Annotated in this window: 22 protein-coding genes; 4 read left to right on the forward strand and 18 right to left on the reverse strand. The window is 44.5% G+C overall.

The window, feature by feature from the left end; genetic code table 11:
* Positions 1–330 precede the first annotated feature (330 nt).
* The 3 genes from AC1VYS_RS28035 to AC1VYS_RS28045 all read right to left on the reverse strand — a co-directional run bounded on the left by AC1VYS_RS28035 (position 331) and on the right by AC1VYS_RS28045 (position 3033).
* Entirely contained in the window at positions 331–1992 is a 1662-nt protein-coding gene (locus AC1VYS_RS28035; protein ID WP_482912363.1) for a DUF4179 domain-containing protein, read from the reverse strand.
* On the reverse strand, positions 1949–2506 hold the full coding sequence (locus AC1VYS_RS28040; protein WP_482912364.1) for an RNA polymerase sigma factor: 558 nt from the start codon (positions 2504–2506) through the stop codon (positions 1949–1951). The genes AC1VYS_RS28035 and AC1VYS_RS28040 overlap by 44 nt, the downstream gene beginning before the upstream one ends.
* A gap of 185 nt (positions 2507–2691) precedes the next feature.
* Positions 2692–3033, reverse strand: a complete 342-nt coding sequence (locus AC1VYS_RS28045) for a zinc ribbon domain-containing protein YjdM (protein ID WP_434748816.1) — start codon at positions 3031–3033, stop codon at positions 2692–2694.
* A gap of 288 nt (positions 3034–3321) precedes the next feature.
* Here AC1VYS_RS28045 and AC1VYS_RS28050 point away from each other — a divergent pair, with 288 nt between their 5' ends.
* Positions 3322–4473 carry a VanZ family protein gene (locus AC1VYS_RS28050; protein WP_482912365.1) on the forward strand — a complete coding sequence of 384 codons (1152 nt, stop codon included), beginning with the start codon at positions 3322–3324 and terminating at the stop codon, positions 4471–4473.
* A 164-nt stretch (positions 4474–4637) separates the two neighbouring features.
* Here AC1VYS_RS28050 and AC1VYS_RS28055 read toward each other — a convergent pair whose 3' ends face one another.
* The 7 genes from AC1VYS_RS28055 to AC1VYS_RS28085 all read right to left on the reverse strand — a co-directional run bounded on the left by AC1VYS_RS28055 (position 4638) and on the right by AC1VYS_RS28085 (position 13002).
* Positions 4638–6098, reverse strand: a complete 1461-nt coding sequence (locus tag AC1VYS_RS28055; RefSeq protein WP_482912366.1) for a carboxylesterase/lipase family protein — start codon at positions 6096–6098, stop codon at positions 4638–4640.
* A gap of 1293 nt (positions 6099–7391) precedes the next feature.
* On the reverse strand, positions 7392–8564 hold the full coding sequence (locus AC1VYS_RS28060) for a metallophosphoesterase family protein (RefSeq protein WP_482912367.1): 1173 nt from the start codon (positions 8562–8564) through the stop codon (positions 7392–7394).
* On the reverse strand, positions 8564–8902 hold the full coding sequence (locus AC1VYS_RS28065) for a DMT family transporter (RefSeq protein WP_090921184.1): 339 nt from the start codon (positions 8900–8902) through the stop codon (positions 8564–8566). Before AC1VYS_RS28065 ends, AC1VYS_RS28060 begins: the two co-directional genes overlap by 1 nt.
* Positions 8899–9669 carry an HAD family hydrolase gene (locus tag AC1VYS_RS28070; RefSeq protein ID WP_482912368.1) on the reverse strand — a complete coding sequence of 257 codons (771 nt, stop codon included), beginning with the start codon at positions 9667–9669 and terminating at the stop codon, positions 8899–8901. Before AC1VYS_RS28070 ends, AC1VYS_RS28065 begins: the two co-directional genes overlap by 4 nt.
* A gap of 124 nt (positions 9670–9793) precedes the next feature.
* On the reverse strand, positions 9794–11170 hold the full coding sequence (locus AC1VYS_RS28075) for an ABC transporter substrate-binding protein (protein ID WP_482912369.1): 1377 nt from the start codon (positions 11168–11170) through the stop codon (positions 9794–9796).
* A gap of 51 nt (positions 11171–11221) precedes the next feature.
* Positions 11222–12076, reverse strand: coding sequence for a carbohydrate ABC transporter permease (locus AC1VYS_RS28080; RefSeq protein WP_482915152.1), 855 nt, complete (start codon positions 12074–12076; stop codon positions 11222–11224).
* A 50-nt stretch (positions 12077–12126) separates the two neighbouring features.
* Positions 12127–13002, reverse strand: a complete 876-nt coding sequence (locus tag AC1VYS_RS28085; RefSeq protein WP_482912370.1) for a carbohydrate ABC transporter permease — start codon at positions 13000–13002, stop codon at positions 12127–12129.
* A 200-nt stretch (positions 13003–13202) separates the two neighbouring features.
* Between AC1VYS_RS28085 and AC1VYS_RS28090 the strand changes: the two genes are divergently transcribed.
* The gene (locus AC1VYS_RS28090; protein WP_482912371.1) at positions 13203–13778 is read left to right on the forward strand and encodes a GbsR/MarR family transcriptional regulator; all 576 of its coding nucleotides are present in this window, start codon (positions 13203–13205) and stop codon (positions 13776–13778) included.
* Between the two features lie 151 nt (positions 13779–13929).
* On the opposite strand, the gene AC1VYS_RS28095 is transcribed toward AC1VYS_RS28090, so the two are convergent.
* From AC1VYS_RS28095 to AC1VYS_RS28110, 4 genes are all read right to left on the reverse strand, one after another.
* A complete protein-coding gene (locus AC1VYS_RS28095) occupies positions 13930–14409 on the reverse strand; it encodes a hypothetical protein (protein WP_482912372.1) in 480 nt (159 codons plus the stop codon).
* A gap of 150 nt (positions 14410–14559) precedes the next feature.
* Positions 14560–17169, reverse strand: coding sequence for an S-layer homology domain-containing protein (locus tag AC1VYS_RS28100; protein ID WP_482912373.1), 2610 nt, complete (start codon positions 17167–17169; stop codon positions 14560–14562).
* 339 nt (positions 17170–17508) lie between these two features.
* The gene (locus AC1VYS_RS28105; protein WP_482912374.1) at positions 17509–17673 is read right to left on the reverse strand and encodes a hypothetical protein; all 165 of its coding nucleotides are present in this window, start codon (positions 17671–17673) and stop codon (positions 17509–17511) included.
* Positions 17674–17747: 74 nt separating this feature from the next.
* Positions 17748–18305: a hypothetical protein gene (locus AC1VYS_RS28110; protein WP_482912375.1), complete on the reverse strand. Its 558-nt coding sequence runs from the start codon at positions 18303–18305 to the stop codon at positions 17748–17750.
* Positions 18306–18403: 98 nt separating this feature from the next.
* Here AC1VYS_RS28110 and AC1VYS_RS28115 point away from each other — a divergent pair, with 98 nt between their 5' ends.
* Complete coding sequence (locus AC1VYS_RS28115) at positions 18404–19321, forward strand: phosphatidate cytidylyltransferase (protein WP_482912376.1); 918 nt, start codon at positions 18404–18406, stop codon at positions 19319–19321.
* A 78-nt stretch (positions 19322–19399) separates the two neighbouring features.
* On the opposite strand, the gene AC1VYS_RS28120 is transcribed toward AC1VYS_RS28115, so the two are convergent.
* The 4 genes from AC1VYS_RS28120 to AC1VYS_RS28135 all read right to left on the reverse strand — a co-directional run bounded on the left by AC1VYS_RS28120 (position 19400) and on the right by AC1VYS_RS28135 (position 21865).
* The gene (locus tag AC1VYS_RS28120) at positions 19400–19804 is read right to left on the reverse strand and encodes a toxin-antitoxin system TumE family protein (RefSeq protein ID WP_482912377.1); all 405 of its coding nucleotides are present in this window, start codon (positions 19802–19804) and stop codon (positions 19400–19402) included.
* Complete coding sequence (locus AC1VYS_RS28125; RefSeq protein ID WP_482934444.1) at positions 19779–20474, reverse strand: helix-turn-helix domain-containing protein; 696 nt, start codon at positions 20472–20474, stop codon at positions 19779–19781. Before AC1VYS_RS28125 ends, AC1VYS_RS28120 begins: the two co-directional genes overlap by 26 nt.
* A 219-nt stretch (positions 20475–20693) precedes the next feature.
* Positions 20694–21269, reverse strand: a complete 576-nt coding sequence (locus AC1VYS_RS28130; protein WP_482912379.1) for a hypothetical protein — start codon at positions 21267–21269, stop codon at positions 20694–20696.
* 209 nt (positions 21270–21478) lie between these two features.
* Complete coding sequence (locus AC1VYS_RS28135) at positions 21479–21865, reverse strand: LysM peptidoglycan-binding domain-containing protein (protein WP_482912380.1); 387 nt, start codon at positions 21863–21865, stop codon at positions 21479–21481.
* A gap of 314 nt (positions 21866–22179) precedes the next feature.
* On the opposite strand from AC1VYS_RS28135, the gene AC1VYS_RS28140 reads away from it, so the two are divergent.
* Positions 22180–23232: a bifunctional transcriptional activator/DNA repair enzyme AdaA gene (locus AC1VYS_RS28140; RefSeq protein ID WP_482912381.1), complete on the forward strand. Its 1053-nt coding sequence runs from the start codon at positions 22180–22182 to the stop codon at positions 23230–23232.
* Positions 23233–23282 lie beyond the last annotated feature (50 nt).

The following is a 23282-nucleotide window of genomic DNA, read 5'->3' on the forward strand; positions in this document are numbered from 1 at the left end:
GGAGGTTACCCGTCAGAATCTACGTGAATTCAGTTCGTCATATCCACCATTTCATTCAGTCCTTCGTTCGCTGAACCAATGAAGACACTTCTACAACTGTTCTTCGATCCTACTGCTCACAGGTGAGTTGGGGACAGGCCGGACTGTCTCGCACCGAATTGACAGTTCTCTGAACCACGCCATATACCTTAATACTCCTGATCATTGCGTTTGTTATTTTAATTTTCCCAAGTATAGTTCTCCTAAATATTTACTGTCAACTCTAAGTTCACAATAAACCAGAATAGTTCACTCACTTATAAAATACAAACCGTATTACATCAATCCTTCTTATTTTTTCTTCTCTTCCACTAATGGTACAGCTATTTTAGCTTCCGGATCTTCTGTACTGTACATCCAAGGATATACAACTGCCGTATCCGATGTATACTTCTCATACCGATCAATACCCTGATTGTCTCCGTCACCCGCAAACTGGGTCTTGGTAGGCATACCATAGCTTCGTTCACCCTTTACGAGCATAAAGGTCTGATTCATCCCTCCAAAATGCGGATCATCACTATACCTTTCCACGTACAAATCCCCGTCCTTAAGGTAATAGGTCCAATGGATTGTATAACCGCCAAGCTTTGAATCCACAACTTGTGGCTTCTCGCCAATTGCAGGTAAAGTAACCGGCTCGAACTCACCCTCAATATATTGGACTTGATGATGGGCATACAGAGTCATCGGGGTATCCGGATTAATCTTCAGACCTGGGTTTACTTCAAAGCGCAATTCCATTTGATTCGAATGATCTGACGGCCATACGCCACCTTCCAACCGGGTACCATTCACATCCAGATCATATTTCAAATAGGGCAGTTGCAAGATAGATTTATCCTGAGCAAGAATCACCCGGATTTGTGTCGGTGTAATGATGGCCTCCTTCACGAGCACTCCTTCCGATTGCTGGCCCAGAGGAAGATTCAACACTTTTCTGCTCGTGCCGCTAAGCATCTCCGTTTTATCTAATCGTATACCGATATTCAGGGACTGATCCATTCTGCCTTCTTCTTTATGATACGCGAGTACATAAGATGAGGCTTGCTGCTCTAACGTATCCAGGTTATAGAACTGTTCTGATATATATTCACCATTGGCTCCTGGCTTACCGCTTATACTCGGTGCAACCGACTCTAATGTCTGTCCTTTCTGATCATAAATCTTCAAAAAAGGATAAGCATAGTCACGGACATCAGACTGGTCATAAGTTAACGATGTAGACAGCATCACTTGATTATCTTTCTCGTTGAATACACTCACTGCGAGTTTACCCAAGCCGTCTTTATGGATATCGAATCCTTGTGACTTCCGCTGGGAGAGATCCAGGTTAATTGCCTGTTCCGCGGGAGCCAATACCTGGACTCCATTTACTGTGAAATCAACATCAGCTTCTTTTCCTGACGGTGTCCACTCCGTTTCAAAATAACCTTTGTATACTCCGTTCACCTGATCAAAATCATGATAATACCTGCCTTCGATCCGCTTCCCCGTCTCATCCCGCAGGCCGATCGAAGGGAATCTTACCGTATCCCCTTTGTACTTACCGGGGTTCAAGGTGTACAAAATAACGGTACGATTATCATCTGTAAAGGCAGTATCGAGTGTTAATGTTACCCCGCCGACTGTCACCGATTGATTCAGTTTCTGCCCAAGTCCATTTTGCAACGCATTCTGGATACCACTCCGGTGATTCAACAGGTCAAACCAGTCATAGTGGACTGCTGCATATACAGGTGTCGCCATAAGAATAACGGCTGCTGTTCCGATCAGTGTCGTTTTTTTCCATCTCAGGCTCCGCCGTACATTTTCCTTCGTCGCTACAGCATGAAGTTCAGGGCAACGCTCTTGATCCTTTTGGATCTGATCCCACATGGCATTAAAATCGGGATAGTGGATATCCGTTTCATTTTTCAGATGATGAGACAACCTTTTTTCCGTATGTTTCACTATATCCTTCCCCTTTCTGATGTTGTTTACTGGCCTTCTCCCATTTTTTCCTCAGCAAACGGATTCCCTTATATATTCTTGACTTCACCGTCCCTAGCGGAACCTCTAACACCTCTGCAATTTCAGATAAACTAAATTCGTTCATATAGCGTAGCAGAATGGCTGAACGCATCTTATCCGGCAGTTCCTGAACCCATTGTTCCCATAGTTCCGATTCCTCCACATGCTGAGCCACCTGATCAACCGGATCTTCCGTTCGCTGCGGCGTAAGCATAAAAAGCCTCTTTTCCCGTTGCTTGGATGCATGCTCTCTTTTCATAAAATTAAGGCAGTGATTCACTGTGATTTTCATCAGCCATGTTTTCATGTATTCTACCTTCCTCCAGTCCTGACGGAAGACGGTAATAAAAACGTCGTGGCAGACATCTTCTGCATTCTGCGCATGATGGAGCATGTAGTAACAAGTCCGGTACACATCCTTGTTGTACATTTCAAACAATTCCTTTTCGCTCAAATGTTTTACCTCCTTTCTCTGCATCAGCCTTTTCAAATCTATAGACAAAGCCAATTCTTCAAAGGTTCATTCTTCTTCTCTCAGCAGCCAAAAAAGAACGTTCACTTCCACAGCAATGCAGAAATGAACGCTCTTTATGGATTAATTCATGCAGGCAGGCTCAAGTATGCTACTTACGAGTCAGCCTAGATTTTTTTCACAAATTCGGACTTCAACTTCATCGCACCCAAGCTATCGATCTTGCAATCAATATCGTGGTCCCCATCGATCAGACGGATGTTCTTCACCTTGGTTCCCTGTTTTACGACGAGGGAGCTACCTTTCACCTTGAGGTCTTTGATGACCGTAACCGTGTCACCATCATTCAGTACATTCCCATTGGCATCACGCACAACTTTGGATTCCTCAGCATCACCTTGCTCTGCTTCCAGAGACCATTCATGCGCACATTCCGGGCAGATCAACAACAGGCCATCCTCGTACGTATACTCCGAATTACATTTTGGACAATTAGGCAAATTAGACATATGTATTAAACTCTCCATTCTGCATTTTCGCTATCTCGCAAGTATACGTGATTTCGGTGATATGTTCCATACGATGCCTCACTGCATTCCTCATTTGTCTATTTTTAAACGAAATTTAAAAGAACATGATCTTCAGTTTAAGGAAAGACCATTATGATTAGAAAACAGCGCATCATCGTAATGGTAATTATAAGAAAATTTTAACAGCATCAGTAATGGATTGCCCTTTGTAAAAACCGATACATGATTCTATAAAATTAATCTTTCATCCCAAAGGAGTTTCGCCTTATGTCATCCTATGTTTTTCCTATTCAGACCGCGTTTATTATCTTTGTCATTGCTTCTATGTTCCTGTTGGTGCCGTGGTTAATCTATGGTTATCGTAAAGATGGCTTCTTCAGCTGGTCACGGTTTACTGTCAGCTTTTCTTTTATTTTCTTCCTCTTAGCCGCCTACTGTCTGGTCATACTGCCGCTTCCGACGACTCGAAACACCTGTGCGGGGCACGCTGCAAATGCCGTCTATTATAACCTGACACCCTTTATGTTTGTGAAAGACATTATGAAGGAAAACCCCATCATCTGGTCTCAACCCTCTACGTGGATTAACATGATTAAGGGCCGAGCTTTCCTGCAAGTGCTGTTCAATGTATTACTGCTCATGCCACTGGGGGTATATATCCGGTATTTCTGGCAAAAGAGAGCGTACTGGAAACACGCCTTGGTGGCTGGCTTCGGACTTTCCTTATTTTTTGAAGTCACCCAACTCACCGGGTTGTACGGATATTACAGCTGTCCTTACCGGTTATTCGATGTGGATGATCTGATGCTGAACACCTCCGGTGCAGTGATTGGTTTCTTCGCAGCCCCGTTACTGCTGGCTTTATTCCCGTCACGCGCGAGTATTCGGGCCAAGAGCGAGCACATTGTGGAGCAGAACCGAGTCTATCCTGTGCCACAGCTGCTTGCACTGCTTATCGATGGTATTGTCGTGATGATCATCGACATAATCATGTCCATCTTCACAGCATCCAATGACATTCAAGATGCTATAAATACATCCACGGCGATGGTTATCGTTCTGTTCTTTATCCCTTGGGTACGCAACGGAGTTACACCGGGCTCTGCGGTTCTACGGTTCCGTTATGTGGATCGTCAAAGTGGTGTGCCTACGCTTCCGGCGCTATTGAAACGATTTATCGCCATCTATGCTCCGTGGCTTCTGATAACGATTATTCAACTGGTAAGCAATTATGCATACCCTAACACTCAGGATGATGTGCTTAATTCTTATCTGGTCTGGATTTTCCTGAGTTTAAATTTTGCGTCCTTCCTCGTGTATATTATCCTGTTCATCCATGTGGTGGTCGTGATATTCTCGGGCGGAAAACGTTCCTTCTACTTCGACGAGGTCTCTCGTACACGAGCCTCGCGTAAATAAGAAATCAAGTGTACTCTCCCTTACAGGGAGCATCACATATCCAAATAAGACGGCCTCTCATGGATAATTCATGAGAGGACGCCTTTTGTATTTTCAGATACCTGAATTGTTGAATCGTTGAAACCTCATCATGTTCTCTGCTTGGAAACGAAGGAAAGCATGCCTTACTTAACACCCAGCAGTTCGCGTTTAGAAGCCTCTGGATCATGAACAACTTCAATCTCATGGTTGAAAATGAGTGTCGCTCGATCCTGACGATATTCAGGCCATTCGATTCCCGCTGTCTCCGGTTTACCGTTTCTCGCAAAGGAAATCCAGGCATCCTGCACTTTGAGAGCAAGTGCTTTAGCCGCTTCATCCGGCACAGCCTTCATGAATTTTAGCGCATCCAGCGTGTTAAATACAAAGAACATCTCAATGCTGTGGATCGCCCTTTTCAGAAGTGGATGCTCCGGCATCACCCAGTCAAAACGGTACATCCACACTGGAGCATGCTTCTGCTGTGCAGATGCATACTGTAGTGCTGACCGCCAGAAGAACATATCCGTCATGACTTGAGCTTGTCCATCCGCTGTCTTCGGATAACTATCCGCGATAGCAGCGCGATTCTCCAGATCTGGTGTCATGAAATCAACACCCTGCACCATATCAATTTCATTCGAGAACGGTACATCTGGCTGTATAAACAATGCTCCTTCATGCTTCGTTGTGCCGATAAGTACAGACACACCTTGTGCGGAACCCTCGTTTACGGCTTGAAGCGGGATTTGCGGCAGTGTCTCACCATCGAGAACGGGTTGGAACAACAAGGCCATGCCTGCTCCGCTCTGCTGCTTCACCGTTTCCGCTGCCGCCATAATCTGTTCTACCGGAATGCTGTTTAGCTTATCTAGGTTGTCTCGGTCTACACCAAGAACCTTCAACATACCTTCACGCAAAGCCGAAGCTTGCTCAGAAGGCATGAGCTGCGAAGCGCCACTCTCCATGATGGCACGTTGGAACAGCCCCTTGGCTGCTGGCATCGCCATCAATGCGGCAATACTCATACTACCTGCTGATTCGCCGAACACCGTAACCTGACCCGGATCACCGCCAAAGGCAGTAATGTTATCTTTCACCCATTGTAGCGCAGCTACCTGATCCAGCAACCCTGCATTGGATACGTAGGAATCACCTAACGGAGCCATGTGCAGGAATCCTAGCGGCCCAAGTCGATAGTTAATCGTCACCACGATTACGTCGCCACGGACGGCTAGTTGTGTGCCATCGTATACAGGCAGACTGCCTGATCCGGTGACAAATGATCCACCGTGAATCCAGACCATAACGGGAAGGAGGTGGCTGCTTTCTTTTTCGGGTGCCCAGATGTTCAGATACAGGCTGTCTTCCGACTCTGGCGGCTTCTGCCCGCCCATCCACTCTGAATCATGACGTGGTTGTATATTCTCAGGCCCGAATTCGGTAGCCTGTCTGATTCCTTCCCATGACTCGGGCTTTACTGGAGCTCGGAAACGCAACTCTCCTACTGGCGGCTTTGCATACGGAATACCCTTCCATACACTTGCAACGTGTAAAAGCTCGCCTTGAACGGTACCATACTTCGTTTGAACTTGTAGTTCTCGCATTCCGCTTCTACATCCTCTCCGTGAATTAAATGCACTCATTGTTCATCATGATTAGAGCATGATAAGGACTAACCATGTGTATCTATTTGAGTATAAATCGTTGGCATACCCATTTACAACTTTACCCAGATGAATACATTGGGTGATGTTAGATAGGGGCCCACTTCGAGTTATAGTTACTTCGAAGTTAAGATACAAAGAAGGCTACCCGCTTTCGCAAGTAGCCCCTTTCTAGGATTCAGTTGTAAAGATCTTTAAACGATACATGTTCAGATAATGTTGCTTTAGAATTAGACACCCCTATAAATATTGTAAGTATGTATGTAATCAATCACTATAACTATTAGGGACACTTTGTGTTCCTTTGCTAACGGACCAACCCCCAAAATATGTATATGTATAGAGATTGACCTTACAAGCCCTGTTCTCCTCTACTTTTGTTTCTTTATTCGGGTACCAAAAGCTACAGCCAGCATAAAGAGTACACCTGCAATACTGAGAATAATCATAGTGGTATTAACAAAAGGGTCTCTACCATTCAAAAAATGAGGAAATAGGCGATTAAGAAATACGAGGGAGAAAACGAAAAATTGCAGAATGAAATAGGGCACATACATTTTATTTTGAGTTTTATGATAAAAGTACACGAGTAGTAGAAAAATCATGAAATTATATACGGATGTCGGACTTGTACTAAAATTTAAACATAACACAGTAAAACCAATGATAAAATCAATAATGATTAATCTTTTTATATTTTGTGCTTGCATACGGGGAACTCCTTAATAAATGTGTGAAAATATCTGGAAATCGAAAATTGTTAACGCATCATTCCCGATACATATTAAACAATTTATGCTAGAAAAATGTATCGATTAAACTACCTAACTTGTATCCTAGACTGTAAGATTTTTCAGCAAGAGTAACCGTGCTTTTTAGAAGAAGGTTAAATGTATTAAAAATAACAACTCCTAAAACAGGTATAATTACAGGTAACATCGACTTTCCATAACAGTTCCAGTTTATATTCCTCAAGAAGAGAACATCCTTTCACAAAAAATGGGTGAATTGAGAACAGTGTACAACATCTAATATTATAATCATATATAAAATACTGGGAATTATTACAGCTGTAAAATTTCACATAGCGAGCTTGATTGAGAGTTTTAAGGTTTCGCCTAATCTAGTAGGGACAAAAGAAAATAAAAAAACAGAGTCGTTTATAGGAGCGACTCTGTTGGACTATTACCATCATTTCAATAGCCGTCTGTTACTATTTTGGTAAAACGATGATTAGCCCTTCACTACTGGATACCGTACCGTATACTCCACACCCTCAATCCATTTCCCGGCAGTAAAATCACGCCCCCTCACAACCACCCGATCCTTGTAAATTTCAACATGCAGCCCTTCGCTACCCTCCAGATGCTCGTCCTCATCCGTCCATAGATAAGCAACAGAGGAAGCATTGAACATGGTTGGCATGTGGCCTGCACCATCGTACATCGTATGCGGTGCTTGCAGCTGCCAATGCGTATGCCCGGAGAACAGAATCGCTTGTGGGTACTTGGCAAGCACGGCTTTCAATTCCGCATCCTGATTCACGCCATACCAGCCTTGTGCCTGAAGTGATCCCGCAACGGTGTCCCTCAACGACTGATGGATAAAGATAAAAATGGGATGATCCAGTACAGCCTGTTCAGCCAGCTTCGCATCTAGCCACTCCAACTGTTCAGACGACATCTCACAGTCCTTCGGATGCGGTTGTTCCGTGCCGAGAAAGATATAATGATATCCATCGATCCAGTGATCGTGATAACTTCCCTTCATGCCTGTCGCCGCTTCAAAATCAATCAAACGCCGATGCCATAAGCCTGCTACAGTAATTGTTTCGGCGTTGGCTCCAGCAGGTATTTCCGTCTGAACTTCTCCATGTGCACTTCCATCTGTATTTCCATCCTCCCTGTCATACACATAGCCATCTACACCGCCATCTGGACTCCCCACTTCTCCTTCATGTCCGGCCTGCCCAGCTAGCTCGAATTGGTTGCCAGCCAGCTTCTGAATCAGCGCCGCTGACTCCTCCGCAGTCTGCTTCACCGGATGCTCTAACTCCGCATCTTGTTCCAGCAGTTCAGCAACATGCCCTTCGGTCATCTCAAGTAATACCATTGGCGGCTTCTGCCAGATGACTGCACCAATATCATGATTACCTACTGTGAAACGTATCTCCGGCAACTTCTCCGCATATTGCTCCCAGATTCGTTGCCATTCCCGATACTCGCTCGGCAACCCGCGGTCGGTTACATCACCCACATGCATAATGCCACTGCTTCCATCGCTAAACGAAGCTATATCCGCCAGCGCCTGCTCGAGATGCCGGTTATGAATATGATCTGCCTCGTCCCGTACATGTGTGTCCGTGATCACCTGAAAGGTAGCCAGTGGCTGCTCAGTAGTACTCATTACGAATCACTCCATTTCAGTCCAATAATGCCTATCAAAATAAAACCGATCCATACCATCGATGTCAGTCGTAGTCGTTCACCAAAGAAATAATGCCCCACCACGCCAATCATCGTGATCCCCACGCCTGACCAGATCGCATAGGCCACAGCCAGCGGCATATACTTGACGGCATAATTCAGAAAGGTGAAGCTTGCGGCGTAACACACAAACATCATCACGGAAGGCCACAATCTGGAGAAACCATCCGACACTTTAAGTAATATCGTGGCACTCAGTTCCAGACCAATGGCAAGTGCCAGCAACACCCAGCCCAGATAAGTCTGACTACTCGTCATCGGCCTAACCCACCGGAGAGCAATTCATGGAACGTCTGGATTGTGCGATCCGCCAGTTGTATTTTCCCAGACTCACCAATGCCAATCTTGTAGCCTGCTCCTGCAGCTCTCGCCATCTCCATATCTCCGTCCGTGTCGCCAATCACCATGACTTGCTGTGCCTGTACACTGAGTCGCTCACAAGCAAGTAGCAACATGTCAGGAAACGGTTTACCGCGTTCCACCAGATCTGTGCCAATGACGATGTCAAAGTAATCCTCCAGCCCCATCCATTGCAGATGTTTGACTGCATTTGCCGTTTCATCGGCTGTCACTACGCCCATTTTCAACCCCTGCTCGCGAGACTGCTCCAAAAATTCTCTCACACCAGGTAGCGGATGCGCCGGACGATGTAACTCCATCGCTTCCTCGGCCTGTGCGAGGCATGCTCTTACGATCATTTTGGCTTCTGCCCAGCTGAGTCCTGCACGATATCCATGCCACGTCAGAACGGCATATACTTCATCCATCGTACCCATGGCGAGCGGGCCCCGGACATCGTAACCGTTCATCCGCCCCTGTTCATCGTGAAACGTGCCCCAGATCTTTGGAAGATCGGCTTCATCCATCTCTAGACCACGAATAACCAGTTGTTCTCTGAAATCATTGAGCACACAATCTGTCCAGAACCCCCACATGCCTGTAAAATCAAGCAACGTCCCATCCTTATCAAACAGAATGGCTTCAACCTGCACCTGTGTTCTATCGTCTACTCTATTCTCTTGCATGGACTAAACTCCTTGTCTGTGATCGTAATGAATGGAAAGGGCGGTACGTGTTGTACCACCCTTTTTCCTTAGGCACTAAAGCTTATACATGAGAGAAGATGCAAACTTCATGTATTACAATGAATTATTTAGCGATTCGATCCAGTTCTTTCTGTGCTTTCTCTTTGGCTTCCTTCAGCGCCTGCTCTGCAGGAACATTGTTGATCTGCACTTTATCCGCTGCTTCTTTCAGGGCATCGTTAATTTTGCCGCCTGTTGGATCACGGAATGGAGCTGAAGCATGTGCTGCCTGTTGCAATGGTACGGTAATCTGTGGGTTCTCTTCGCTAAACTTCTTGAAGTCTGGATCTTGCTGTGCAGATTGGCGTACCGCAATGTAACCTGTGTTCATCGACCATGAAGCGGTGTTCTCGGTTTTGGAAAAATACGTCAGCCATTTATACGCTGCCTGTTGTTGCTCTGGACTAGCTGCTGCCGGAATACCTGCAAGGATTGCACTCGCTACCGGTTTGCCTTCGCCAATGCCTTCCCAGCCTGGCTGTTGCATGGCCGCAACGATTTTAAAGTCCAGATCGCCTTGGTCGCCACTTGAACCGGTGTATCCAGCCGCTTTATTTTTCATCACATCGTCAATGGTCTTGTACCAATACTCCCAGCCTTGACCGCCATATTGAATGCCCATGATTTTGTCTTCGTTGATCCATTTACGGAAAAGTTCCCATGTCTCGATCCATTCAGGGGAGTCAATCAACACCGTTTTACCGTCATCACTGAGGATTTTGCCGCCTTTGCCCATGACCGCATCGATCATGTTGTCTCTACCCCACATCGGCTCCCAGCCGTAGAAGGTCGTTTTACCATTTTCCTTCTTGGTCATCTTCGCGGCAGCCTCGGCAAATTTCTCCCATGTCGTCAGGCTTGCCGGGTCAATTCCGTTCTCTTTGAAGGTATCCATACGGTAGTACATAATTTGAGTCGTGCCATACATCGGTAAAAAGAACTGCTTGCCATCCACATTCCCTTGTTCCAGGAACGTTTGAATGAAATCATCTTTTTTGAATTCCGGATCAGCCGCGATCATCTCATCCATAGGTGCATAGTAACCTTTGCGCGCCCAGTCAATATTGGCACTCAGAACGGCGGCAGGTACTTTCTTGGACGCAATGGCCGCTTGAAGCTTCTGCTCTGTCTCGGTGTAGTCCGCTTGTACAATGCCCTTCACAACCACTTCATTCTGCGAGGCGTTGAAGGCATCGATTTTCTTTTTCATATTGTCACCCAGATTACCGCCCAGCCCATACCAGAACTCAATCTCCACTGGTGCTTTGGCCTGTGTGTCCGTACTGCCGCTAGCAGCAGCCGTTGAATTCGATTCTGCCGGGGCTTGTGTTCCACAAGCGGTTATTAAAGCGAAGCTTGCGGCAAGTACCAGCGACATGCCACCTTTCCAGCTCAGCTTCATTTTCTTTTTTAAAGTCATGCCTGGCTTGCTCCAATTCATTGTTGTTCCTCCTGTTTTTGGGTGACTTTATTAGGCAAAAGGTGAAGCATATCAATTCTTGTTGACGCCAGCCGTCATGTTAACACTCTGCATGATCGTTTTCTGGGTGAACACGAAAAGAATAAGTAAAGGTGCGATGGTAAACGCACTTGCAGCCATAATCTGCGGCCAGGCCAGGCCATAGGCTCCGCCCTCCACGAAGAAACTTCGCAGCCCGGCAGATACCAGCTGCAGGTCAGGGTCTTTGGTGATGAGCATTGGCCAGAAATAGTTGTTGTACTGTTCGATAAATGTAATCAGCACCATCACGGCGAAGCTGGAGCGAACGAGCGGTGCAATAATCGTCCAGAGAATGCGGAAATGCGATGCCCCGTCCAGCTGTCCGGCTTCCACGAGTTCATGAGACACCTGCATAAAGGCCTGACGAATCAGGAAAATGGAGAACACACTGACACAGTTGGATACGATCAGGCCCGTGTAGGAATCCAGCAGATTCAGCTCACTTAACACCAAGTAACCTGGCAGATATACGGCTGTGCTCGGGATCATGTAACCCACCAGAATGATGGCGGTCAACGTTCCTTTGAGGCGGAATCTCATATGAGTCAGGGCGTATGCCATCATGCTGGAGTTCACAATCTGGAGCAGACAGATCGCTATGGCGACCCCGGTGCTGTTCAGCATGTACCGTGCAAACGGTGCAGCATTCCAGGCATCCACGTAGTTCTGCCACAGAAATGTCTCCGGCCAGAAGGTCGGTGGGAACTGCCAGATTTCATCATTTGTTTTGAATCCGCTAATGACCATCCAATAGAACGGAAAGGCAGTGGCAAGTGCAATAATAGCTAGCACCAGATAGCGAAGGATGGCACTGATTTTTACTTTTTTACGGGATGCCTTATGCATCTCTCTGGGCTTCATTTGGCTAGTTTTACTTTTTGGCATAGTCATTGTCATTAGTAGTGCACCAGGCGTCTGCCAAGCAGGAAGGACACTCCCGATAACAGCACGCAGATCAGAATAATAACTACAGCGATCGATGAAGCTTCTCCGACATTAAACGATTCAAAAGCAGACTGATAGTACATGTACAGCAGCGTTCGGGTTGAACCCGCCGGGCCGCCTTGGGTCATGACATTAATCTGGTCATAAGCCTGCAGCGATTGAATGGTCAGAATGATGGAGAGGAAAAAGGTCGTTGGCGAGATCAGCGGCAACGTAATGCTTCTGAACTTGTCCCAAGCTCCCGCCCCGTCAATAGAAGCTGCTTCAAGCAGATCGGACGGCAGATTCCGCAGAGCTACCAGATAGAACACCATCGCCCAACCAATGGACTTCCACAAGGTTACAATCAACACAGCAACCAGTGCCCAGTCCATATCACGAAGCCATCCAATCGGCGATATCCCCGCCCAACCTAGTATCAGATTGGCCAGACCCACTTGCGGTTCAAAAATCCATGACCAAGCGATGGATACGGCAACCGTTGGTGTCACCCATGGTGAAAAGAGTAATGTGCGAAAAATACCGGATGATTTCATTTTGCTATTCATCAGCATCGCTAGTGCAAGTCCTCCCACAATCGTAGGGATCACACTCCCGAGTCCGAACAACAGCGTAACTTTCAAAGATCGATAGAATTCAGAGTTCGTTAGCAGGTACGTGTAGTTATCCAACCCGACGAACAGCTTGTCCGGGCTCATGAAGTCCCAGTCCGTAAAACTGAGATATACGATGTATCCCAGAGGCCCCAGCCAGAAAATCAACAGCGGGATTAGAGCAGGCAACGTGAATAGAACCGCCTCCGACTCCCTCCAACATTTCAAACGCAATTCTCCCACTCCTTATTGTCCAAATTTTCTTTAACAATTGGCAATTTATAGATATATATTGACTTGTTTAATCTTCTGTACAAAAATGATTGTACATTCGAATTGAAAAATCTATTTCGGGGTTGTGTTAAAATTCGAAGGAGTCATGTAAAATATGAATATGTTCATGGAAACGTTTATTCTATTGCCGAGGTGACATTGTGGGAAAAGAAATTGCCGGGAACCCGAATCATTTATCGTTACCTGATCGGTCTGCACTAAGGGAGAGAGTCATCGAGGCGATTGCCAATACGATGGACTTATATGGGGTTAATCATACGTTTGGTAAATTGTATGGCGTGATGTATTTCGAAGACCGTCCAATGACGCTGGAAGAGATGAAAACCTCTATGAATATGAGCAAAAGCAACATGAGTTATGCCGTTCGTTCGTTAACCGAATCTCAAATGATCTATAAGCTGGACGAGAAAAAGGAACGGCAGGATCAATATGTGGCGGAGACTGACTTCTTTCGCACGTTTCAAAACTTCTTCGGATTAAAGTTGCAACGGGAAGTGGATGTGATGCTGGAAGGCATCCGCGAGGTCATCCCTGACCTGACAACCATAATTCTATCGGAACATACAACTGCACAAGAACGGGAAGAGGCCTTGCGAGATTTGCACAAACTCCAGCATGCAGAGCAATACTATGTCTGGCTTCAAGGATTCGTGGATCGTTTGCGAGAGGGTAGGCTCTATGAACAACAAGCAGAAATACCGGAACAGCAGAACTAGCCCTGCTGAGCATAGACTTAAAGATGTTGGATCTTAGCAGAGTAGATTGAGTTGCAGATATGAGATGGAGATCAATCCATTATAAAATAAGCATATACAACAAAGAGCTGTACCCAGCCGATGAATGGCTTTGGGGCAGCTCTTTTGAAACCTACATATGTCTAAGTATAAAAGATAAACTTGGCCTTGATTCAAAATACAAATATGTGAAATCTGTTGTTTGAATGTAACATGCACCATTCCACTTATCATCTACAGGAAAAAGAATTGATTTGAATTTCACTTTTTCTGCAGAGTTATTGCCATTGTTCATCTCTATTGTAATTGGTTCATTATAGACATATTCTATGGCGCCACCCTTTTTTATATCATTGACCTCATCTTCTGATAACGGAGCATTGCCACCTGACATCATATCTCCTTTTTCAAACACAATTAAAGAGAGAATCTGGTCAAAACGTTGCGGATCTTCTTTTTTATGTATTGTTTTCTGTTCTTCAGCGCGATAAAGATTTATTAGATCTGGCTCCCATTTCTCCAGTTCACTACTCGGATGGAGATACCATCCCAGTATGAAACCTAAAGCAACCGTGATGAGCACTATAATGGAAACAGATTTATTGAGCTTCATCCTTTCACCTCTCATGCTTATTTACGTTATAGTATACTGTGAAAACATTATTCATGATTTTCATAATCCCTATGCTACTTCAATCTCAGTAGATACACAAAAAACCACCCCCTCGGGTGGTTTTTTGCTTCCATCTTTTTAGTTAAAAAACTACTTCTGTGCTGCAGCTTCAATATCTGCGTAGGCCCAGTGTGTTGCAGGCACGTCGCTAAAGGATGGCGTCGCCACTCCTGTCAGCGGTGTACGTTTGAACAGGACGTTCAGCACTTTTACTGCTTCTGCACGGGTCAGTTTGCTGTCTGGTTTGAATGTACCATCATTGTAACCCGTCATCAGGCCTGCGGATTGCACATAGGCAATCGCATCGGCTGCCCACAGATCCGCGGCTACATCCGTAAAGGAAGATACTTCTGATGCTGTTCCTGTGGTATCCGTTGTTACAGCGTTCGTTTGTTGTTTCTGCAACCAACGGTACGCGATTGTTGCCATCTGTGCACGCGTAATCGAACCTTCTGGTGCAAACGCTGTGCCACTCAGACCATTCATAATACCTGCGGCTTGTGCTTGTTGAATCTCACTTGTTGCCCAATGTGTTGCGGCTACATCGGCAAAGGTTGTCCCTGCCACCGTAGCTGTTGCTGTTTCACCCGGCAGATTACGAGCCAGCATTGCAGCCATCTGAGCACGTGTAACCAATGCATCTGGACGGAAATCTGCACCGAAACCTTGGATGTACGGGTGATTTGTCTTTTGAGTAGCTTTCAGTCCATCCACGACAACCAGTGTAAACGTACTGAACTTGGTTACCGTAAACTCAATGCCTTCGCTGTTATTAGCTAGTTTCACGAGCTTGCCTTGTACCAGTTCTTTGGTACCGTCACTGTGTTCAATGTACACAGCCAGGTTATCCAAAATCTGCTGACGAGCTGCCGCATCCGTTGGCAGGCTGTTACCTAGCGGCAAAGTCAGCGTCACTTCACGGCTCTGCATATTCGTTTCGATCTCAACTGGACGAGCCAGTACACGAACATTCGTATTTGGAGCAACTTGCTGAATCACTTGCTCTTTCTTCGCCCGCTCTTCCAAGTCTTTGCGCTCCGATTCCTTTTTGAGTGGAACTACGCGGAAGTACAAGTCTTGATCGAAGCCGTTGATTGATTTCGTCGGAATTGAAATGACTGCATTCTCTGTTGAGATTTCCAGTTTCATCGAACCGTCACTTAGATCTTTGACAGCTGTTTTAGGAATTTCAACCCGAGTCTCAGACACAGCATCTTTCGTATCTGGAATCACAATGCGTGCCGTATTGCTACCCAGTTGTTTTGCCTTTTCAACCGATTGTTTGGCGATCGCATCTGTCATTTTCACCAAATCTTTAACCGTACCGTTGGTTTCGGTTGTACGTGTGATTGGTGTCTTGGTCAGGTTGGTGCCGTTAACGCTATTCACATCCACCACGATCTGCTCTTGCTTGGTTGTTGATACATTCGTTGCTGGTGCAGTTGATCCACCGCCCCCGTTACCATTACCGCTGCTCGAGTTACCACCAGTATTGTTGCCATTATTGTTGTTTGAGTTACCCCCAGAATTACTGCCACCTCCTGTTGAAGAATCAGGGTCTGTGGGAGTGATTACAGGACCGAAGTAACTATTAAATGCCTTCTGAATTTGTTCATAACTCTGATATCCTTCAACCGGTTTCTTGTCAAGCATCCATTGAGCGAGCTGTCCCATTTTGACCTCATCATTTGCAAAACTGGACATCTTGCTGAAATCCAGAGGGAACTTTTCATTCGTTACTACTTCTTGTTCTATCAATTTCTGGAAGGTGTGCAATTTCAATAAAGCATTGGCCATTCCCTCAGTTCCGTCTGAGCTGTTAATAGGTGAATACTGCATCAGCAGCATAAGGAAGAAACCATAGGAATCCTTCGTAAAGATATCCTCATCATGCGTAAAACGCTTAGCGATATTAGACAATAACTCTTTATCCACTTTCGAGAACGAGAGATACTTCATACCAAGTCCTTGTAAACTCATAAACAGAGGGGAAGACGTATATTGAGATACCTTACTCAAATGAGTATATAAATCCTCCAAATGCTGGTTAAACAAGACTACATCGGTTTGCAGGAATGTCATGAGGCCTTTGTATCCAACCTCCAAAGCATATTGCACTTGAGCATTTGTATCGTACTTTTCATTGAAAGGTATAAACTTCTTTACCGCACGAGCAACAATCAACTGATCATTTGGATGGAGATTTTTAAACCCTTCTGGAAGCTCCAACCAATCTGGGCTTTTAATAATGGCAAGGATTTCTGCTTCGCTTTTGCTTACACGAGCATTATTCAACTCTTCGAGTGGATTTAATTCCTCGTTGGACGAGTTATTATTTCCCGAATTGGAGTTATTGTTACTGCCAGTACCCTCATTATTCTCAGGGCTAGTGTTCGTGTTCGTATTTGTGTTGCCCGTGCTACCCGTGTTCTCATTATTATTTGTACTCTCTGTATTTGAACCGCCGCTGCTGTTTTGTTCCGTACCGCTGTTATTATCTAATACTTCATTGCTATTGCTTGTCGACGTATTATTCGATGGATCAGATGATTCCGTATTGACGGGTGAATTCGTGCTTGTTGTAGAGGTTGAATTACTGTCAACCGGTGTTGCCCCCGCAGGACCAGCACCAGTTAACGCTCCCTGTAGCAACATGAGTGAAACGACGAATAAACTAAATGATTTTCGGATCTTGCCCATTTTCATCCTCCTCAGATGTTCTCATTCTAAAATACTTGCTCTATCTTTTCTGTTAAATAGATAGGCCTATTGTAGTACACAACTCTGAACGGATTCTGAACAAAAGGGTAAAAATTAGGTGATAAAACCGTTTTCAGCAGATAAAACGGACTATTTTTTCATCTTTTTCGTCAAATTTCAACATTTATACTGTTTAAAACATTATTTAAGACCTATACATCCCTATAGCTGTCCAATCTCAAAAGACTAACAAAAGAAACCACCCGTGGGGGCGGTTTCTTCTTTTTTATCCCAGATAGAAACAAGACTACTAATCAATACATTTTGTTTTTCCTTTACCTAACTTGACTGCCTCAACTGGATGAATTCCCCGATATCTTTGCCAAAGTTATATATAAGTAAAGCACCACTGGCGGCAAAAAAAATCAGAAGAACAAGACCTATAAAAGGATGCTTACCAACATAATCACTTAAATTCGAATAAAACATTTTTACCTTATTCATCATTAATCCCCTATCAAACAAATTCTTTCGACCTACTTTTCTTGGACCTGAATTTTGACTAACATTGATTAAGTTTAATCTTCCCCGTCCTGAACCTCCGGTTTATACTCCCGTAATCTTCCCTCATAAACCAGCTTCAACTGCTCACACTGGCGAAAATCATCCGGGGTCACAAGTGCAGGTAGCTTGTTCCACAGCTTGATCCCTGAGCGTTGCAATATCTCGGCTACAAACTGTGAGCAAAAATAGGAGTTACTGAACTCCACCGGTTCCTTGAGCGTAATGCCAAGAACGCCGAGCAGGTTGTACATATATTTCTGGCGACTGCGTATGAAAATGTGCAGCACACGCTTCATTTTTTCCACTTCACGTTCCGATACTTGAAGCTCGTAGATGACACATGTCGTATTCGGATATTTACTGTACGTCCCTGTCTGGATATCCTCCTTCACAAACCCACCGTTCAACGGATTGCTCGGATGTTTGCGGCCGAAGCTGTACAATTCCGTTAATTCCCGGTCAAACGAGATGGAAGCGTGATTGTACGGCGCTTTGGTGTAAGTCTGAATAACTCTTGTGAACAGCGTACCTGTATTTGTCAGCAAAATATAAATCGAACGTTCTTCGGTCATCCTCATATTTCCCCTTATCAAGTTGGCACTATTCCTTCATAATAACATAGGTACCCTATATTGGAATCTCATATTGAATAAGCAGGTGATCTTCGTACATGAACAGCTCTCTATTCACATTAACCCTGATTTTTGCAGCTTTACTCGTTATACATATTGTGTACAAAGTCATTGCTAAACTGCAGCCGGACAAGGATTATTCGGGCATTGGAACGAAAATCAAAACCTGGTGGGGCATGCTGGCCATCTTTTGCCTCGCTACCCTGTTTAATCCCATCGTCTCGCTGATCTCGCTCATGGTGCTTGCATTTTTCTCACTTAAAGAATACTTCTCCATGATTCGCAACACCCGCAAAGCCGACCGTCGTCTGTTTCTTTGGGCATATCTCGCGATCCCGGTGCAGTTTTACTGGATATACATTGGATGGTATGGCATGTTTATTATCTTTATTCCGCTCTATGTATTTCTCGTCTTGCCCATGCCACGTCTGATCAACAAAGGAACGATCGGGTTCCTGCGCAGTGTCAGTTCTACTCAGTGGGGACTCATGCTGATGGTATTTGGGTTAAGTCATCTGGCTTATTTCCCGTTTGCCTCACCCGAGTACGGATCAAAGCTGGTCCTCTTCCTTGTGGTGTTGACACAGCTTAATGATGTGGTGCACTATCTCGTATCTCTATATTTGGGCAAACGGAAAGTGGTGCCTACAGCCAATCCTTTTATCACATGGGAAGGGTTTGTGTGTGCATTCCTGGTCACGACGGCAACCTCCTATTTCATCCATTCCTATCTTACACCATTTGATTGGCAATTCTCCTTGTTCATCGGGGCGCTGATCGGGCTCGCCGGGTTCTTCGGCAGCCTCACCGTATCCGTGTTGAAGCGTGATTTGCTGATCGGAGATGACAACAAGTCAGACGCGCTCAAAAAGAGTTATCTCAGCCGGGTCGACAGTCTCACCTACACCTCGCCGGTCATGTTCCACGTCGTTCGATATTTCTTTGAATTTATGTAGTGGTCAGATGTCAAAAGGCCTCCTCAATACCCCTTACAAAGAGGATACTTGAGGAGGCCTTACTAATATTAATGTCATCTAACGTCTCATACTCAGTTGTCTTAATCGAATAAATTCAAGAATATCATTTAATTCACGGAACTTTTCATTATGATGTCTTTCATCATCACCAGAGTGAATATGGAATGGATCATATTTTGTAATAGAAGAAGGTGTGCCGACTGGGTGATTATGAGCGTGGAATTTCATGATCAATTGTTTGTTGCTATCGTACCAATCATACCAATATAACTCAATGAAACATCGACGCTTATCCAGTTCCTCAATGCAAATTAATTTAGAGAAATCATGAAACAGGATTGTTTTTCTAATACTCCTGTTATCACTTCGAATTCCATTTGCACTTTCTCGAATTTCGGAGATGATGTCTGAAAAGTTTACCTCTATGAAGTTAAAGTTACTTTTCGGTATCTTTAAACTCAAGTCTCTGCCTCCCAAGCAAGTGTTGCCAAACTTGAGCATCGGTTTCTTCCTCAGATGTCAGTTCACTTTGTGTCCCGAGCGTTTGTTCAAATTCACCACCGTATTTTTCTTCATAAAACGAGATTTGACGAGTGTAATATTCCAAGTCGTTCTCTTCCTTTGTTATAGATTCATCCTCCTGCTTCTTCCACATATCCACAACATCACGAACAGTGACGACTTTCCCTGATGACATCCTAAAGGCTGTATCATCTGCTATCTTATTATGTTTATTAGCAGCCGCTTTTTGAACACCAATGAATCTGCCTTGTTTAAGCCAATTGTGAATCGTCATGACACTAACACCGAAAAACTGGGCTAATTGGCTAGGTGTATATTCTTCAGCGATATCTTTTTTATCTTTTGGATATACAAATTCTACATCCTTTTCTGTGGCGACGATTAGAGCGTGCTGCAACAATTGCTCAAATCCTTTTTGAAAGGCTTCATGATTATCAAAAATTTCTTCGTCAAACTCTTGTATAAGGGTTTCATTATTACGCAAAGCATGTGCAAGTACTTTAAACAGCAGAACACTGTTCTCATAATCGCCTAACTTGAAAGCAAGTTCCCTAGCAATATGATTTGAATTTTTGTTAAATAGACTCTTCTCGCTATATGTAATAGGCATAATCAATTCACCTCACACTCCTATATTATGTCATTCTTCACTTAAATTCAATAACCAAGTTAAATTAACTTAAAACAAGTTAAACATCATTCAATACTCTAGTATAGCTTGCATTATGAATTTTATACCGCTGAAACGAATCCTAACTGCAAAATAAAACTCCTCCGTTCTATACGAACGAAGGAGCTGAATCCATTCCACTTCTTGCTTAACATATATTTACTTCAACTGAATCTCCTTCTCGGACATCAGCATGTTACCCTCATCATTGGTAAATACAAATGTGGCTTTTCCGCGTTCACCCTTCATCTCGTCCGAATAGATAAAGCCTGAGAACTGTCCATTACCGCTAAAATAAAAGCCGTCCTCTCCGCTCCCGCCATGCTCGATCGCTTCCTGCATCGTATTCACAATCGTTACCGTGTTGGATGTCCAGCGCATTTCCGTTAGACTGTAACCTTTGGGCACTTGTTTGATCGCAAAATCAAAGCTGTTACCCTCCATCGGTTTATCCGATTGATCAATGACAATGTCAATCTCCTCTGATGTCGCCGCAGCGTCAGATTGCATCTGCATCTTGCTCTCTTCGCCTTGTGCGCTATTCTGGTCCTTGTTATTTTTGGCATCCGCATTAGGTATAGAGCTTTGTCCAGCCTCCTCGATCGGTTGCTTGGACTGCGGGTAAGCGTGCTCTTGTACAGACTCTTTATTATTTTTCGCGCCACAGGCGCTAACGACAATGACCATACATAACACAGCTGTATAAAGTGCAGACCTCTTGATCGTCAGTTTCATACTTCATCTTCTCCCTTCCATTCTTCTTGCATCCTTCTCACACAGATTGGAACGTGAACCTTAATCATCACTACACCATATCGTCCCTCATGAAGCTCCATAATATGTAAATGATTTAAAAATTCAGATTGCAACTGTTTTTTCGTAGTGATGAACGTATGAGTTTTCAGCCAAGAAGTTGGGGAGCAGAATCATGCCATTTCTAATGATTAATGACGAAATTGCGGTAAATCCAGCACTTGTCCCGTTTGAATTGTTCCGTGGGCCAATTGGTTTGTATTTTTAAGCGCTTCGACATAAATCCGAGTATCCATCTGCTCTGGTTTGTTCGCAAGGGATATACTCCACAGTGTATCGCCTGAAGATACAACGATCTGCTGATTCAGATGTACCGGCTGATCACCAGCTGAAGCCTTGAACACTACACTGCAACCAGCAATAAATACAGTAATCGTAATGAGAAATTTAATCATTGCTCGGCGTGTTATCTGATCTCGCAAGGAAAACATAGAAGTATGCTTTTCATACGTAAACTCTGGTTTTGCCATCAGAACCTGTTCATGTTTGTGAATGCTTTTATACGTAGAATATCTCATCTTGATCTGACCTCCGATTCTTATCTTCCCTTTTTCGTCAATCTCCGCATGATTTCTCTATATCTTTTCATTTAAAAACAATTTTTTTCTATCTAACTAAACTTTAAGTAGGCACATATTACTACCTTTTAACTAAATACATAGGTCAATGTTATCACTTCATTCTAAACAAATTCTGAACAATTCATGGTTTGGGATAAAAAAGCAAATTAGAATCCAGAATTGATGCCTGATTTTCGGTGATGGGAGATGTGATTCTACCCTATAATTAAGGAAAAGATTACGATTTTAGTGAAGTGAGGACGTGCGGTTCAATGATCTCTGCCGATCTGAAAGAACAATATTATCAGGCGCTGGTTGCCAAAGATTCAGAATATGAAGGTTTATTTTATGTCGGGGTTAAAACAACGGGTGTTTTCTGTCGCCCTACCTGCCCTGCGAGGAAGCCAAAGTTTGAGAACTGCGAGTTTTATGAAACGGCCCAGCAGGCCCTGCTTGCGTCATTCCGTCCGTGCCAGCGTTGTAAGCCTTTATCTCACCCCAATCATGTTTCGGATGTGGTTCGCATGCTGATCGAAGCTGTAGAGAAGGAGCCGGAGAAACGCTGGAAGGGACAGGATTTTAAAGCATTATCCATGGATGAATCTACAGCCCGCCGTCAATTCAAAAAAAGATTCGGGATGACCTTTGTCGAATATGCACGGGCTCGGCGTATGGGACTGGCGCTGAAGCATATTCGCTCAGGACGTACCGTCATCGATAGCCAGCTCTCTACTGGGTATGAGTCGAGCAGCGGGTTTCGGGATGCCTTTTCGCGAATTATGGGAGCTGCACCTACCCATGTAGATGAGGAACGGATATTGAAAGCAGCCTGGATCGATACCCGTCTTGGCCCTATGATGGCTGTGGCGGATGAGCAGGCTTTATATTTGCTTGAATTCATTGATCGCCGAGGGCTGGAACGTGAGGTGGAACGCCTGCGCAAACGTACTAAATCTGCGATTGTACCTGGCACAACAGCACCTATTCGATCGATTGAAAGGGAATTAAATGAATATTTCGACGGCAAAAGGACAGCGTTCGACACAGCGTTGTTCTGTTTAGGAACACCATTTCAAAAACAAGTCTGGGAAGTTTTATTAGCTATCCCAGCCGGGGAAACGAGATCCTATCAGGAGATCGCAAATGCCGTTGGGAAACCGTCTGCTTGCCGAGCAGTGGCACAGGCCAATGGTGCTAATCAGCTAGCAATTGTTATTCCATGTCACCTTGTCATTAATACAAGCGGAGAACTGGGCGGTTATGGAGGAGGACTAACACGTAAAAACTGGCTGCTTCAGCACGAGCGACAGATGTCATTACAGTAGGAATTTTCAGTAAAAGCACCTTATCTATTTCTGTAAAGGAAGTGAGCCAA

The sequence above is a fragment of the Paenibacillus sp. G34 genome, assembly GCF_056856875.1.